Source organism: Flavobacterium movens (assembly GCF_039581425.1).
Classification (GTDB): Bacteria; Bacteroidota; Bacteroidia; order Flavobacteriales; family Flavobacteriaceae; genus Flavobacterium; species Flavobacterium luteolum.
Window position 1 is genome coordinate 111,325 of record NZ_JBCPXY010000011.1, and the last position, 14,667, is coordinate 125,991.

The 14,667-nt window shown below is 29.6% G+C and carries 13 protein-coding genes and 1 pseudogene; all 14 read left to right on the forward strand.

From position 1 onward, the window contains the following. The 14 genes and pseudogenes from AAYQ05_RS18465 to AAYQ05_RS18530 all read left to right on the forward strand — a co-directional run bounded on the left by AAYQ05_RS18465 (nt 1) and on the right by AAYQ05_RS18530 (nt 14,656). Nucleotides 1–1,077 carry a Wzz/FepE/Etk N-terminal domain-containing protein gene (locus AAYQ05_RS18465; RefSeq protein ID WP_343544822.1) on the forward strand — a complete coding sequence of 359 codons (1,077 nt, stop codon included), beginning with the start codon at nt 1–3 and terminating at the stop codon, nt 1,075–1,077. 107 nt (nt 1,078–1,184) lie between these two features. Further along, nucleotides 1,185–2,135: a GDP-L-fucose synthase family protein gene (locus tag AAYQ05_RS18470; RefSeq protein ID WP_343544823.1), complete on the forward strand. Its 951-nt coding sequence runs from the start codon at nt 1,185–1,187 to the stop codon at nt 2,133–2,135. Nucleotides 2,136–2,180: 45 nt separating this feature from the next. After that, the gene (gene gmd, locus AAYQ05_RS18475; protein WP_343544824.1) at nt 2,181–3,305 is read left to right on the forward strand and encodes a GDP-mannose 4,6-dehydratase; all 1,125 of its coding nucleotides are present in this window, start codon (nt 2,181–2,183) and stop codon (nt 3,303–3,305) included. A gap of 73 nt (nt 3,306–3,378) precedes the next feature. Continuing rightward, nucleotides 3,379–4,503: a non-hydrolyzing UDP-N-acetylglucosamine 2-epimerase gene (gene wecB, locus AAYQ05_RS18480; protein ID WP_343544825.1), complete on the forward strand. Its 1,125-nt coding sequence runs from the start codon at nt 3,379–3,381 to the stop codon at nt 4,501–4,503. A gap of 5 nt (nt 4,504–4,508) precedes the next feature. Further along, entirely contained in the window at nt 4,509–5,732 is a 1,224-nt protein-coding gene (gene wecC / locus AAYQ05_RS18485) for a UDP-N-acetyl-D-mannosamine dehydrogenase (RefSeq protein WP_343544826.1), read from the forward strand. 57 nt (nt 5,733–5,789) lie between these two features. After that, nucleotides 5,790–7,097, forward strand: a complete 1,308-nt coding sequence (locus AAYQ05_RS18490) for a lipopolysaccharide biosynthesis protein (protein WP_343544827.1) — start codon at nt 5,790–5,792, stop codon at nt 7,095–7,097. After that, on the forward strand, nt 7,090–8,349 hold the full coding sequence (locus AAYQ05_RS18495; protein ID WP_343544828.1) for a hypothetical protein: 1,260 nt from the start codon (nt 7,090–7,092) through the stop codon (nt 8,347–8,349). Before AAYQ05_RS18490 ends, AAYQ05_RS18495 begins: the two co-directional genes overlap by 8 nt. 21 nt (nt 8,350–8,370) lie before the next feature. Further along, nucleotides 8,371–9,465, forward strand: coding sequence for a glycosyltransferase family protein (locus AAYQ05_RS18500; RefSeq protein WP_343544829.1), 1,095 nt, complete (start codon nt 8,371–8,373; stop codon nt 9,463–9,465). 338 nt (nt 9,466–9,803) lie between these two features. Further along, a pseudogene (locus AAYQ05_RS21860) lies at nt 9,804–9,953 on the forward strand (DapH/DapD/GlmU-related protein); the annotation flags it as partial. 7 nt (nt 9,954–9,960) lie between these two features. Further along, nucleotides 9,961–11,028: a glycosyltransferase family 4 protein gene (locus tag AAYQ05_RS18510; protein ID WP_343544831.1), complete on the forward strand. Its 1,068-nt coding sequence runs from the start codon at nt 9,961–9,963 to the stop codon at nt 11,026–11,028. Next, on the forward strand, nt 11,021–12,139 hold the full coding sequence (locus tag AAYQ05_RS18515) for a glycosyltransferase (protein ID WP_343544832.1): 1,119 nt from the start codon (nt 11,021–11,023) through the stop codon (nt 12,137–12,139). The genes AAYQ05_RS18510 and AAYQ05_RS18515 overlap by 8 nt, the downstream gene beginning before the upstream one ends. Nucleotides 12,140–12,141: 2 nt before the next feature. Continuing rightward, nucleotides 12,142–13,278: an N-acetyl sugar amidotransferase gene (locus AAYQ05_RS18520; RefSeq protein ID WP_343544833.1), complete on the forward strand. Its 1,137-nt coding sequence runs from the start codon at nt 12,142–12,144 to the stop codon at nt 13,276–13,278. Continuing rightward, nucleotides 13,275–13,889, forward strand: coding sequence for an imidazole glycerol phosphate synthase subunit HisH (gene hisH / locus AAYQ05_RS18525; protein ID WP_343544834.1), 615 nt, complete (start codon nt 13,275–13,277; stop codon nt 13,887–13,889). Before AAYQ05_RS18520 ends, hisH begins: the two co-directional genes overlap by 4 nt. Next, a complete protein-coding gene (locus AAYQ05_RS18530) occupies nt 13,889–14,656 on the forward strand; it encodes an AglZ/HisF2 family acetamidino modification protein (protein ID WP_343544835.1) in 768 nt (255 codons plus the stop codon). Before hisH ends, AAYQ05_RS18530 begins: the two co-directional genes overlap by 1 nt. The last annotated feature ends 11 nt before the right edge of the window (nt 14,657–14,667 follow it).

Here is a 14,667-nt window from a genome sequence, read left to right on the forward strand (position 1 = left end):
ATGGAGAATACAACAGAAGAAATAGAAGAAATATCGTTAAAAGAACTTATAGAAAAGCTTAAAGAATGGTATATCTACTTGCTTTCAAAAATAAAAATTATTTTCGTAGCAGTAATCATTGGTGCAATTTTGGGATTAACGTATTCATTTATTAAAAAACCTGTTTACACTGCTACATTAACTTTTGCTTTGGAAGATGAAAAAGCTGGTGGTGGAGGCTTAGGTGGAGCTTTAGGCTTGGCTAGTTCATTAGGGTTTGATCTAGGAGGAGGAGGAGGAAGTATCTTTACTGGTTCAAATTTGACTGAATTGTTTAAGTCTAGAACTATGGTTGAGCAAACTTTAATGACTCCTGTAAATGTAAATGGTAAGATAATTTCTTTAGCAGAAATGTATATTCAAAATGTTGAATGGAGAGATAAATGGGCAGACAATAACAAATTAAAGGATATCCAATTTTTGCCCAATACTAAACGTCAAGACTTTACGAGAGTTCATGATAGTATTTTAGGTGTAATTTATAAAGATTTGTCAAAATCATCTTTATCAGTAGCTCAAAAGGATAAAAAAATAGCTATAATATCTATGGATGTTAGTTCAACAAACGAATTGTTTGCTCTGTATTTTTGTGAGGCACTTGCGAAACAAGTTGGAAAATTTTATATAGATACAAAAAGTAAGAAAGCGCGCAATAACATGGAGATTTTGGAACGCCAAACAGATTCTATTCGAAACGAGTTGAATAGTGCAATTACGGGTGTTGCTATTGCAAATGATAATACTTTTAAGTTAAATCCAGCACTTAATGTGCGTAGGACTCCTTCGGTCAGAAAGCAAGTAGATGTACAGGCAAATACAGCCATTTTGACTGAGTTAGTTAAGCAATCTGAACTAGCTAAAGTCACGTTACGAAAAGAAACACCATTAATACAAGTTATTGATCGTCCTATTTTACCATTATACGAGGAACATTTTGGTAAAGTAAAAGGTTTTTTTATGGGAAGTGTTTTGGGTATTTTTTTTTCAATATTAATACTCGTAATACGTAGACTTTTAGAGGGATTGGAAGATCAGTAAATTATTGATAAAATTGTTATTAATAATTAAATGAGCTATTCTCATTTAAAGTTTTATTTTATAAATTATGTATAACTAATTTTTGGAGAAGAAAATTGCTAATTAAAATGAATAAAGATATAAAGATATACATCGCTGGGCACAATGGAATGGTTGGAAGTGCTATTTGGAGAGTATTACAAACTAAAGGATATTCAAATCTAGTAGGAATGTCGAGTTCAGAATTGGATTTGAGAAATCAAAAAGCGGTAAAAGAATTTTTAAATAAAGAAAATCCTGATGTAATAATTGATGCAGCAGCTAGAGTCGGAGGAATACTGGCAAATAGTGATTTTCCATATCAATTTATTATGGAAAATATGCAAATCCAAAACAACTTAATTGATTCAGCTTTGCAATCTGGAGTTGAAAAGTTTATTTTTCTTGGGAGCTCTTGTATTTATCCTAAACTTGCACCACAGCCTCTGAAAGAAGAATATTTGCTAACAAATGAACTAGAACCAACTAATGAATGGTATGCAATTGCCAAAATTGCTGGTGTAAAAGCATGTCAAGCAATTAGAAAGCAATTTGGAAAAGATTATGTGAGTTTAATGCCAACTAATTTATATGGTACTCATGACAATTTTGATTTGAATACTTCTCATGTGTTACCTGCTATGATAAGAAAATTTCATATCGCAAAGGAGAATAATAATTCTACAGTTACACTTTGGGGAGATGGCTCTCCTCTAAGAGAGTTTTTGTTTGTTAATGATATGGCAGAAGCAGTTGTTTTTGCGTTAGAAAATACACTTCCAGATTATCTGTATAATGTCGGTACAGGACAAGATTTGACTATAAAAGACTTAGCTCGAATTATTCAAAAAACTGTTGGTCATCAAGGAGATATTGTTTGGGATTCAACCAAACCTAATGGAACTCCCAGAAAATTAATGAACGTTTCTAAAATGCACGATTTAGGGTGGAAGCACAATGTGAATTTGGAAGAAGGAATTAAAGCAACTTATGATTGGTTTTTGGAAAATGTTAATGAAATTAAAGAAGTAAAAATATAAAAAGTAGAGTTCGTTTTGCTCGAAATTAACAATGATAATTTAAATATGAATACATCTCAAAAAACTGCATTTATCACAGGAGTAACAGGACAAGATGGAGCTTATCTAAGCGAGTTTTTATTAAAAAAAGGATACATAGTACATGGATTAAAAAGACGTTCTTCTTTGTTTAATACAGATAGAATTGATCATTTATATCAAGATCCTCATGTCAATCATCGTAATTTCTTTTTACATTATGGTGATATGACAGATAGTACAAATTTAATTCGATTAATCCAAGAAATTCAGCCAGATGAGATTTATAATTTGGCAGCTATGAGCCATGTTGCAGTTTCTTTTGAAACACCAGAGTATACTGGAAATGCAGATGGCTTAGGAACTTTACGAATTTTAGACGCTGTTCGCTTGCTAGGATTAGAGAAAAAAATTCGAATATACCAGGCGTCCACTTCAGAATTATATGGTAAAGTCCAAGAGGTTCCCCAATCAGAAACAACACCATTCTATCCTCGTTCCCCTTATGCTGTAGCTAAAATGTATGCTTTTTGGATTACTGTAAATTATCGCGAAGCATATGGAATGTATGCTTGTAATGGAATTTTGTTTAATCATGAATCACCAATTCGTGGAGAAACTTTTGTAACTCGTAAAATTACAAGAGCAACTGCAAAAATTGCTTTAGGATTACAAGATAAATTATATTTGGGAAATTTAGATGCAAAACGAGATTGGGGACATGCTAAGGACTATGTAAGGATGATGTGGATGATTTTGCAGGCTGATGAACCTGAAGATTGGGTAATTGCTACAGGAAAAACTACGTCAGTTAGAGATTTTGTTAAAATGAGTTTTGCTGAAGTCGGAATCGAATTGGAATTTGTAGGAGAGGGGATTGATGAAAAAGGGTTTGTTAAATCTTGTTCAAATCCTGAATTTCAAATTGAAAGAGGCAAAGAAGTATTGGCTGTTGATCCAAAATATTTTAGAGCTACAGAGGTTGACTTATTAATTGGGGATCCAACAAAAGCCCAAACTAAATTAGGGTGGGAATGTAAGTATGATTTATTGGCTTTAGTTAAAGATATGATGCAATCTGATTTGAAATTGATGAAAAAAGATCAATATTTAAAAGATGGAGGCTACACTACTTTAAACTATTTTGAATAAGATAGATTAAAAATAAAAACAGAAATACTGATTGTTTTAGATAAATTTTATAATTATATAGAAAAGAATAATTGTGATAAAAAATATAATTGTGTTTGGAACTCGTCCTGAGGCTATAAAGATGGCTCCTTTAGTAAGAGAGTTTAGAAAATATAGTGAATTATTTGATACAAAGGTTTGTGTTACAGCTCAACATCGAGAAATGTTAGATCAAGTATTAGATTTTTTTGAAATTGTTCCAGATTTTGATTTGGATTTAATGAAACCAAATCAAAATTTATATTCTTTGACTACAGATATTATTTTAGGTTTGAAGCCGTTATTTGAAGAATTTAAGCCGGACTATGTATATGTTCACGGAGATACAACTACTACGATGGCCACAAGTATAGCTGCATTTTATTCTGGAGCAAAAGTATGTCACGTGGAAGCAGGTTTAAGGACCCATAATAAACTATCTCCTTTTCCAGAAGAAATAAATAGACAAGTGACAGGTAGAATTGCCGATATTCATTTTGCGCCTACAATAGTTTCTAAGAATAATTTATTACAAGAGAATATTGCCGAACATGATATATTGATAACTGGTAATACAGTTATTGATGCTCTTTTAGATAGTACTGCTAGGGTACAAGAAATAAAAAATGAAGAAATTGATTTTTTAAAAGAGCAAATTGATTTTTCAAAAAGAATTATTTTAGTTACTGGCCATAGAAGAGAAAATCATGGTGATGGATTTATAAATATTTGTGCTGCGTTAAAAGAAATTGCTAAGCAGAACTTAGATGTTCAAATTATCTATCCTGTACATTTAAATCCTAATGTTAAGAAACCGGTATATGAGATTTTGGGCAATATAAGCAATATTAAACTTATTAAGCCTCTAGCATATCCTGCTTTTGTTTGGCTTATGAATCAATCAACACTAATCATTACCGATAGTGGTGGAGTTCAGGAAGAGGCACCTAGTCTTGGAAAACCAGTTTTGGTGATGCGTGATACTACTGAACGTCCTGAAGCTGTAGAAGCAGGGACAGTTATATTAGTTGGGACAGACAAAAATAAAATTATTGATCAATGCAACAATTTATTAAAAAATAAAGAGGAATATGAAAAAATGAGTGCTTTGCATAACCCTTATGGTGATGGAAGAGCATGTGAGCGCATTGTTAACTATATAAAAGAAGTTTCAAAATAAAGAAAATGAATACACAAAAAGTTGTTACAATAGGTTTAGGCTATATTGGATTGCCAACATCGGCTCTTATGGCCAATAATAATATATCTGTCCACGGAGTTGATATTAATCAGAATGTAGTGGACACTATAAATGCTGGAAAAATTCATATTGTGGAGCCCGATCTAGATCAGGCCGTTGCAAATGCTGTTAAAGCAGGATTTTTTAGAGCAGATATAAAACCTGTAATTGCTGATACTTACTTAGTGGTAGTGCCAACTCCTTTTAAAGAAAAAAATGAACCGGACATTTCTTTCGTTCAAGCTGCTACAAAAGAAATTATACCTTTATTAAAAGAGGGAGATTTATACATAATTGAATCTACTTCTCCAATTGGGACTACTGAAAAAATGATGCGATATATTTTTTCAAAAAGGCCAGAATTAAAAGATAAAATATATTTAGCTTATTGCCCTGAAAGAGTACTACCGGGGAATGTAATGTATGAATTAGTGCATAATGACCGTGTAATTGGTGGAATTGATGAAGCTTCTACACAAAAGGCAATTTCTTTCTATAGTCAATTTGTAAAAGGGGAATTACACCCAACTAATGCTCGTACAGCTGAGATGTGTAAGTTAACTGAAAACTCTTCACGAGACGTTCAAATAGCATTTGCAAATGAACTTTCATTGATCTGTGCTAAAGCTGATATCAATGTTTGGGATTTAATCACGTTGGCAAATAAACATCCCAGAGTAAATATTTTACTGCCTGGATGTGGAGTCGGAGGACATTGCATTGCAGTTGATCCATATTTTATAGTAGCAGATTATCCAATGGAATCTAAGATAATAGCTTCTGCTAGAGAAATAAATAATTATAAATCTTTTTGGTGTGCTGAACAAGTAAAAACTGCTAAATTGGAATTTCAAATTAAAAATAACAGAAAACCAAGTGTTGCTTTAATGGGGTTGGCTTTTAAACCAAATATTGATGATTTAAGAGAGTCTCCAGCGAAGTACATCGCTCAGAAAGTATTGCAGGATGCACAGGATGAGGAATATTATATTGTCGAACCAAATATTGAAGATCATAAGGTATTTAAAATTTCGCATTATGAAGAGGCAGCAGAAAAGGCAGATATTATAGTTTTTTTAGTTGCACATGATGAATTTAGAAAGCTTAGCAGTTTGAAAAATAAAATAGTACTTGATTTCTGTGGAGTAACTAATAGTAGTTTGTATTAATAAAAATTATCTTGGGATAATTTTTATTGTTAATCCATCATTATTAGTTTTAGTAGAATGAAAATTTTTAAGAATTTATTATTTATAAATATTGCGAAAGGTTTTGTTTGGCAAGGTTTAGGAATTGTGGCTACATTGATTTCTTTGCCTATTAGTATAAAATTTTTAGGTAAGCATGATTATGGACTATGGATAACTATTTATGGAACTGTATTATGGATGAGTAGCTTCGATTTTGGTATCGGAAATGGATTCAGAAATGAATTAACTATTTCTTTTACAAGAGAAGATAACCTCAAATCAACTAAAATAGTGACAAATGCATTCATTGCAATCTCTATCTTATCATTAGGGCTTGTATTAATAGGCTTAATATTAAATTTTATACTTTACAATCGGTTAATATTTAATTTTGACTATATAGAAAATTCTTTTAGTTTGATAAATATTTTACTTATCCTTTTTGGTTTTGAAATGATTTTAAGATTGACAAGTACTATATATACAGCAGATCAACGTTCATCTATTGCTCCTTTGATTACTGGAATAAATAATATTTTAATTCTTATAGCTGTTTACGTTTTTTATTGTATTAAAGATGTTTTTTCTCATGATAAGTTATTTTATTATGGAATAACTATTGGAAGTATTCCAGTAATATCTAATGGAACACTTACGTTAATTGGGTTTGCAGGGAAATATAAATACCTTTTGCCAAAATTTGATTATTTTGACAAGGAATGGATTAGGGCAATTCTGAAAACAGGAATCAAATTTTTTGGGATACAAATATCAATGATATTTTTATTGCAATTATCTAATATTTTAGTTTCAACTTGGAGTAATCCGGAATTTGTTACTGTAATTAATATTGCAGACAAATATTTTGGGATTATTTCAATCATTGGCACAATTATTCTTTTTCCTTTTTGGTCAGCTTTTACTGCTGCCAACGAAAGAGGAGATACTATTTGGATAAAAAAAACAATTAGAAAATTGGAGTTAATATTTGGAGGGTTAACTTTTGTGAGTTTAATACTGTTACTGTTGTTTCCACTTGCTGTAAAGTTTTGGTTTAAAGAAAGTATTGAAGTACCACAGATTTATGCATTAATAATAATGTTAAAAAATCTTTTTATAATTTTGAATAGTATTTACTCATATTACTTAAATGGTATAGGACGAATTAAGTTACAATTAATTATGTATGTTGTTTTAGCTATTCTTAATGTGCCAATCAGTTGGATTTTATTTATAAATTTTGGAACTGTTGGTATAATTCTTTTTATGCCACTAGCTATGTTGATTATGGCTCTTTCTCAAAAAAAATACATATTAAATATTTTAGGCAAAGAAAATGTTTAAAAAATGGAATGTTAGTTTTTCAATTTGCTTATTTGCTTTTTTCTTTTTTGTAGATCCAACGGTCTTTTTTAGAGTTATAGTCGGCAATGATGTTGTATCAATTATGTTTGTTTTAATCTTTTTGATATTAATTTCTATAAAATGCTATAGCATTGCAAAAAAAAAATTGCTATCAAATCGTTACTTGAAAGAGTGCTATTTAGTATTGGCATATATAATTATTAGTACCTTAGTTCATGTTTTGCTAGGGCAGGACTTCAATTATCTTATTCAACATGAAATAGTATTGATTCAATGTCTATTTCTTTTCATATTACTTATTGAACCAAAATATCAAAAAAGTTTGTTAGATGCTTATTTTTTTGCCAGTTTTATTCATTTATTAACGTTGCTTCCAATCTTTAGTTTCTTGACAGATAGTCTATCTGAGAATACATCATACGGTGACGGCGAATATTCAATAGGAATTTTTAGCAGAAGAGCTACGGGTTTTTTTAATTCTCCAGGTCAATTATCACTATTTGCTATAGGAGCATTTTCATTAGCATTGTTTTATATAAAGAGTAAAAAAAATTTAAGAGGAACATTACTTTTGATTTGTTCAATTGTTTTGGGGATAGCGGCTTTAAGTAGAAGCTTTTTTGTGACAAGTATATTCGTTCTTTTAATATTTATATTTAAAAGTTCATTTAAGATTAAACTAAAGTTTACAGTTTTCGTAGCTGTTTTAATTTTTTTTCTCTTGAGTAATGAAACTTTTTTAAGTTATTATGATTTGATTACTGAAAGATTATCAACTGTTTTTTCTTCTAGTGACAATGATAGATTAACAGGAGAGACAGGTCTTTACGAAGTATTGAAAGTAATTGAGCGAAATCCCTTTTTTGGTAATCCAATTTTAATAGATGGTAAAGCTTTATTCGCTTGGAATGGTGAAATCGCTGTTCGTCCTCATGTTGGATTATTATGTGTTTTATGTTATTATGGATTTATATTGGGATTCCCGATTTATTATTTAGTTTTGAAAGGTACCAAAATTTCATTTAAAGAATTATTCTTAGTACGTTCAAAAAAGATTAAAGGTATTGTAATAAATGAGAATCCATTTTTATATGGTTTTATAGCAGTGTCTGTAGTAACCCTTGTTGAACCTTTGTTAGAGCATCCTATATTTTTTCTTTTTCTATTTGGTATGATGCATCATTATAAACAAAGATCAGATTACAAATTTAATAGTCAAAAAATAGGTTAATTAATAAAAGTTATATTTAAGTTGGAGAAAAAAATAATTTTTGTTGGAAGTTTTGTATCTTCCTCAGATTCATTATCGCATTTTGGTTTTTCACAAGCAGCAAATTTGTATCAAGAAAAGTTTATAAATTTTACGAATCCAGAGCTCATAATATCAGTTTTGCCTATTTTTTTTAATGAAAAAAAGAAATTTACTTATCAGAAGAATGTTCGTTTTATAAATAATCAATCTGGTCTAAAAAATAAATTTAATTACCTCTATAGATTATTGGTAGATACTTTAGAAATTTTCAATACTATTCGTAAAAGCAATGTAAAAGATGTATTTTTTTACAATCTAGACTATCAAAATTTTATAGTAGTTAGTTTAGTTAAATTTATTTTGAATAAAAATGTATTTGTTATAATTGCCGATTATGATAATTATAAAGGGAGATTAATTGATAAAATATATATCAAGATATTTAAAAAAATTAATGGAGTTATTGCTTTGAACTCTAATATTAAATCTAACATCAATTCGAAATTGCTTCTTGGACTCCTCTATAGAAGCGAAATAGAAGTAAATAATTCAAAACTTTTGAATAGAAATGTTATATTGTCAGGCTCGTTAGGAAAAACTACTGGCTTAGAATTTGCTTTGGAATTTTTTAGTAAAAATCAGCAGTATAATTTGTTTATTACAGGAAGACCATTTCGATACGACGAAAAAGATTTTAATTCATTGATTCAGAGATATCAAAGTAATTTTAATAACATTAAATATTTAGGTTTATTGGACTATAAAGAGTATGTTCAGTTATTAAAGGATTGTGATGTAGCCTTAAGTTTTAGAAATCCTTCTGATGATGAGCATAATTATAATTTTCCTTCGAAAATTTTAGAATATTTATCAAAGTCTAAAATTGTTATCTCGACGAAGGAATATCCAGATCTAGAAGATGGACTTTTATTTTATACCGATTACACTATTGATTCATTGTCTCAAATATTTGAACGTATATATTCTTTAGATGGCGACGAAGTTTTAAATGTTAGAAATAATATTTATCAGTATTTAAGAGCTAATTTTACGGAAGAGCATACTGTAGAAATTGTAAATGAATTAATAAAATGATTAGAGGAATTTTAAAGGTTTTTGCGAGATTTCTATTAAGATTTTTACCGCTAATTAAAATGCCAAAATTAAATGTTTATTTATTTAGAACTCTTGGCTATCAAATAGATAAAAGTGCGAGAATATATTCCTCAGTTCAAATTTTAGGAAATATTGAAGTAAAAATTGGAGCAAAAACATTTATTGGTCATGAATCAATAATAACTGGAGGGCTTGCAAAAATTGAAATTGGATCAGATTGTGATATTTCAGATCGAGTCTCTATATTTTGTGGGACTCATGAAATTGATTGTCAAGGAATTCGAGTTGCAGGGAAAGGTATTGGAAAAAATATTAAGATTGGTAATGGTGTTTGGATAGGTTATGGAGCGTTGATACTTCCTGGCGTTACAATTGGTAATAAAGCTATAATTGCAGCTGGATCAGTAGTTCATAAAGATGTAGAAGAAAATACTATTGTAGGAGGTAATCCTGTTAAAATAATTCGAAAAATCCATGATAGATAAAATTAAAATTCTGTACTTGTATTCAGAATTAGTTGGTTATCAAATACCAATTTTAAAAGAATATGTTTCTCAATATAATGCAGAGGTTCATGTAATGAGCTGGGATAAAAAGAAAATTAAACCTTATGTGCCAGAACTAATTGAGGGTGTCACTTATTATAAGAGGTCAGAGTACAATAATGAACAAATTTTGTCTTTAACGCTAGATATTAATCCAGATATTATCTATATATCAGGATGGATGGATAAAGGTTATTTGTATGTTACAAAAAGAATGAAAAAGCAAAATGTTCCTATTGTTACCGCATTTGACGATATTTGGAAAGGAACTTTAAGACAAAAAGTTGGCGCATTTATTTTTCCATTTTATTTTAAAAAGTTTTTTACACATGCTTGGGTTGCTGGAGCATACCAATTTGAATTCGCAAAAAAAATGGGGTTTAAAAATAGGGAAATTGTATTTGATATGCTTTCGGCTGATACTTCTCAATTTAAATATGATGCTAACTCATTGAGAAAAGAAAATACGCAGAAATCTTTTTTATATGTAGGTAATTTTAGAAAAGTTAAAGGTGTAGATATTTTAATAAATGCATTTGAAATTTATAAAAGTAAGTACAATGGAACTTGGAATTTAATTTGTGTTGGAAATGGAGAATTAGAGCCATCTTTAAAGGAATGTTCAAGAGTAAAATTGTTTCCATTTTCAACCAGTAAAGAAATTATTGAAATTTCAAAAAACGCTAATGTTTTCATTTTACCCAGTAGAAATGATCAATGGGGAGTTGTTGTGCACGAATTTGCTTGTCTTGGGATGCCATTATTACTAGCTGAAAATGTTGGAGCAAAAGCATCTTTCTTTATTAATGGTTTTAATGGTTATGGGTTTAATAATGATTCTGCTGAAGAATTAGCTAAACAAATGTACCGTTTTGAAAAATTGGATAATAACGAACTATTAAGTATGGGGGAAAATAGCTACGCTTTATCCAAAAAAATTAATGTTGCTACATCTGCAGCAAATTTCATTTCAATCTTAAAACAATACAATGGCTAAAATATTAATTAATGCTTTGAATTTAAGTATTGGAGGAGGAAAAAACATACTTGATAATTATATAAGAGAATTGAGTAATGCAGATTTAACAGATACTTATTATGTACTTACACCAAATTTTAAAATGTATAGTTCATATAGTAAAGATAAATTGAATGTTATTGATATTGAATCAATTTTTAAAGCTAATGTTTTTTTTATTGGGCTATACTTTTTCAAATTTCCAATACTCTTAAAGAAATATAAAATTGACTTAGTTTTTAATTTTGGCGATATAGTTATTCCAACATCTATCCCTCAAATATATTTTTTTGATTGGCCTTATGCAGTTTATTCTGAGGAATATGTTTGGAGAAAAATGAGTTTAAAAGACTATGTTATTAGAAAGACTAAAATTTTTCTAATAAATAAATATGCCGATAAAGCTGTTTTAACAATAGCTCAAACGAAAAATATTGCTACTCGTTTAATAAAAAAATTCAAAAATCAAAATGTTACTATAATTCCAACACCTGTTGGGATTGATTTATCTTGTAATAAAGAATTTTACGGTTTAGATTTAGATAAAAATAAAAAATACTTTTTTTATCCGGCTAGTTATTCAACACATAAAAACTTTGATGTTGTGTTGGATTTGCTAAAGTTGATCAAGAAAGAAAAGATGCCTTTTGTGTTAATTTTAACTTTAGATTTTGATGTGGCATCAGAATTTTTAGAAAAAATTAAATCAGCCAATTTGAATAATGTAATTAATTTGGGAAAAGTGGACTTAAAATTAATGCCATCATTGTATAAACAAGTGGATGCCTTATTTTTTCCATCACTTTTAGAAACTTATGGATTACCATACATTGAAGCAATGGCTTTTGAAAAGCCGATTCTTGCCTCAAATTTAGATTTTGCCCATGCAATTTGTGATGATATGGCATTTTATTTTGATCCTTTTGATGCAGAGTCAATACTAAATGTTATGATGCATTATGATGACGATAAAGAAGATTTAGAAACACGTATTAGTAAAGGTAAATTAAAGGTAAATACAATTCCTAATTGGGAAGAAGTATTTACTAGGTTTAACAAAGAAATAGAGATTGTATTAAATAAAAAATAGTTATGCAACAGCAATATCAAATATGTACGAATTGTGTTATGGACACGTCAGATTCAAAAATAGTTTTTGATGATAAAGGAATGTGTGATCATTGTAATGATTTTTATACGAATGTACAGCCAAATTGGCATACCGATGAAAAAGGAAGAGCTGAGATGCTGGAAGTAGTGGCTAAAATTAAAAAAGAGGGAGAAGGGAAAGATTTTGATTGCATTTTAGGAATGAGTGGTGGTGTAGATAGTTCTTACCTTTTACATTTAGCTGTAAAGGAACTTGGATTAAGGCCATTAGTTTTTCATGTTGATGGAGGATGGAATTCTGAGTTGGCAGTTAACAATATTCAAGTAATGATTGATAAATTGGGACTTGATTTATATACAGAAGTAATTAATTGGGAAGAAATGAAAGATTTTCAACTAGCTTTCTTCAAATCAGGAGTTCCACATTTAGACATTCCTCAAGATCATGCATTTGTGGCTACGTTGTATAATTTTGCTAATAAATATAATATTAAGTATATTCTAAACGGTGGAAATATCTCTACGGAATGTGTAAGAAATCCTATGGAGTATCTCTACTACGGAACAGACATGGCGCAAATTAGAGATATAAGAAAAAAGTTTGGAAAAAATAAAATGCTTACTTATCCATTTAGTCCCGTGCTGAAACATAAATTTTATTTGAGATATATTAAAGGTGTTCAGGTTGTGAAGCCATTAAATTATATGCCTTATGTTAAAGAAGAGGCTTTGAAATTATTGGCTGATGAATATGGATGGACACCATATCCTCAAAAACATTTCGAATCTAGATTTACTAAATTTTATGAAGGATATTGGTTGCCTGAAAGATTTGGTTTTGATACTCGTCGAGTGCAATATTCAAGTTTGATTTTAACAGGTCAAATGACTAGAGAAAAAGCATTAGAAAACTTACAGAAGACAGCTTATAATCCTGAATTAATAGAAGAAGAGTTTAAATATATTGCTACAAAACTAGGTATTTCTGTAGAAGAGTTGCAAAGCTATTTTACCTCAGAGAAAAAATTCTTTTGGGACTATAAAAATCAGTTGTCTATGTTTAAAACTGGAGCTAAAGTTTTAAAATTTTTAGGAATAGAAAGATCAATTAAGAGATGATAACAATAATTGATTACGGATCAGGAAATATAAAGGCAATTGCTAACATTTATGAAAAATTAAATGTTAAATATTTAATAGCAACTAAGCCTGAAGAAGTAATTGGGGCAAAAAAAATTTTCCTTCCAGGAGTTGGCGCTTTTGATGAGACCATTGCAAAATTAGATAGCACTGGCTTTAGAGAGGTTTTAGATTTAGAGGTATTGCAAAACAAAGTACCTATAATAGGAATTTGTGTTGGAATGCAAATCCTTGCTGAATCTAGTGAAGAAGGAACATTAAAAGGCCTTGGTTATATAAAAGGGAAAGTCAAAAAAATTGATAAAAGTTATTTGGAACATAAACCTAAATTACCTCATTTAGGTTGGAATACTGTTACTTTTAATAAAGAGAATTTTTTACTAAAAGATATTGATCCAGATTTTGGCTTTTACTTTTTGCATTCTTTTTATTTTGAATGTGAGGACAATAACGATATTTTAACAACAACAATTTACGGAAAAGCATTTGCTTCATCTGTTGTTCATGAAAACGTATACGGCATCCAATTTCATCCTGAAAAAAGCCATCAAAACGGAATTACTTTACTTCATAATTTTGCTAAATTATAATGTTACGATCAAGAATTACACCCTGTCTTCTAGTACATAATAAAGGATTAGTTAAGACGACAAATTTTAAGGATCCAAAGTATGTTGGAGACCCATTAAACGCGGTCAAAATTTTTAACGAAAAAGAAGTTGATGAACTTATTGTTCTAGACATTGATGCTACAGTTGAAGGTAGAGGTCCAGATTTTGAATTAATTCAAAATTTGGCAATTGAATGTAGAATGCCGTTTTGTTATGGAGGTGGGGTAACCACTGTTGAACAAGCAAAAAAAATAATCAGTTTGGGAGCTGAGAAAGTAGCTTTAAGCACGGCAGCTATTTATGATACAGAAGTTCTAAGGAAAATAGCCAATGCTGTAGGCTCGCAAAGTGTTGTTGTTGTAATTGACATAAAAAAGAAAAAACTTTTTGGAGGTTATGAAATAGTCACTCATAATGCTACGAAAAATTCAAGTGTTAAACTCACTGATTTTTTAGAGACATTAAATGAAATTGGTATTGGAGAACTAGTGGTTAATTCTGTTGACAACGATGGAAAAATGCAAGGCCTGGATTTTAAATTATTTGATTTTGTTCGAGATAAAACTGAAATGCCAATGACTATCTTGGGTGGAGTTGGAACATTAGAGCATATTAAAGAAGCAATATCAAGATATAAAACTATTGGTGTTTCGGCAGGAAGCTTTTTTGTCTTTAAAGGAAAATATAGAGCTGTATTAATTAGTTATCCAAAATTTGAAGAACGAAAGCTTCTTTATCAATTATAAAAAAAAAAATT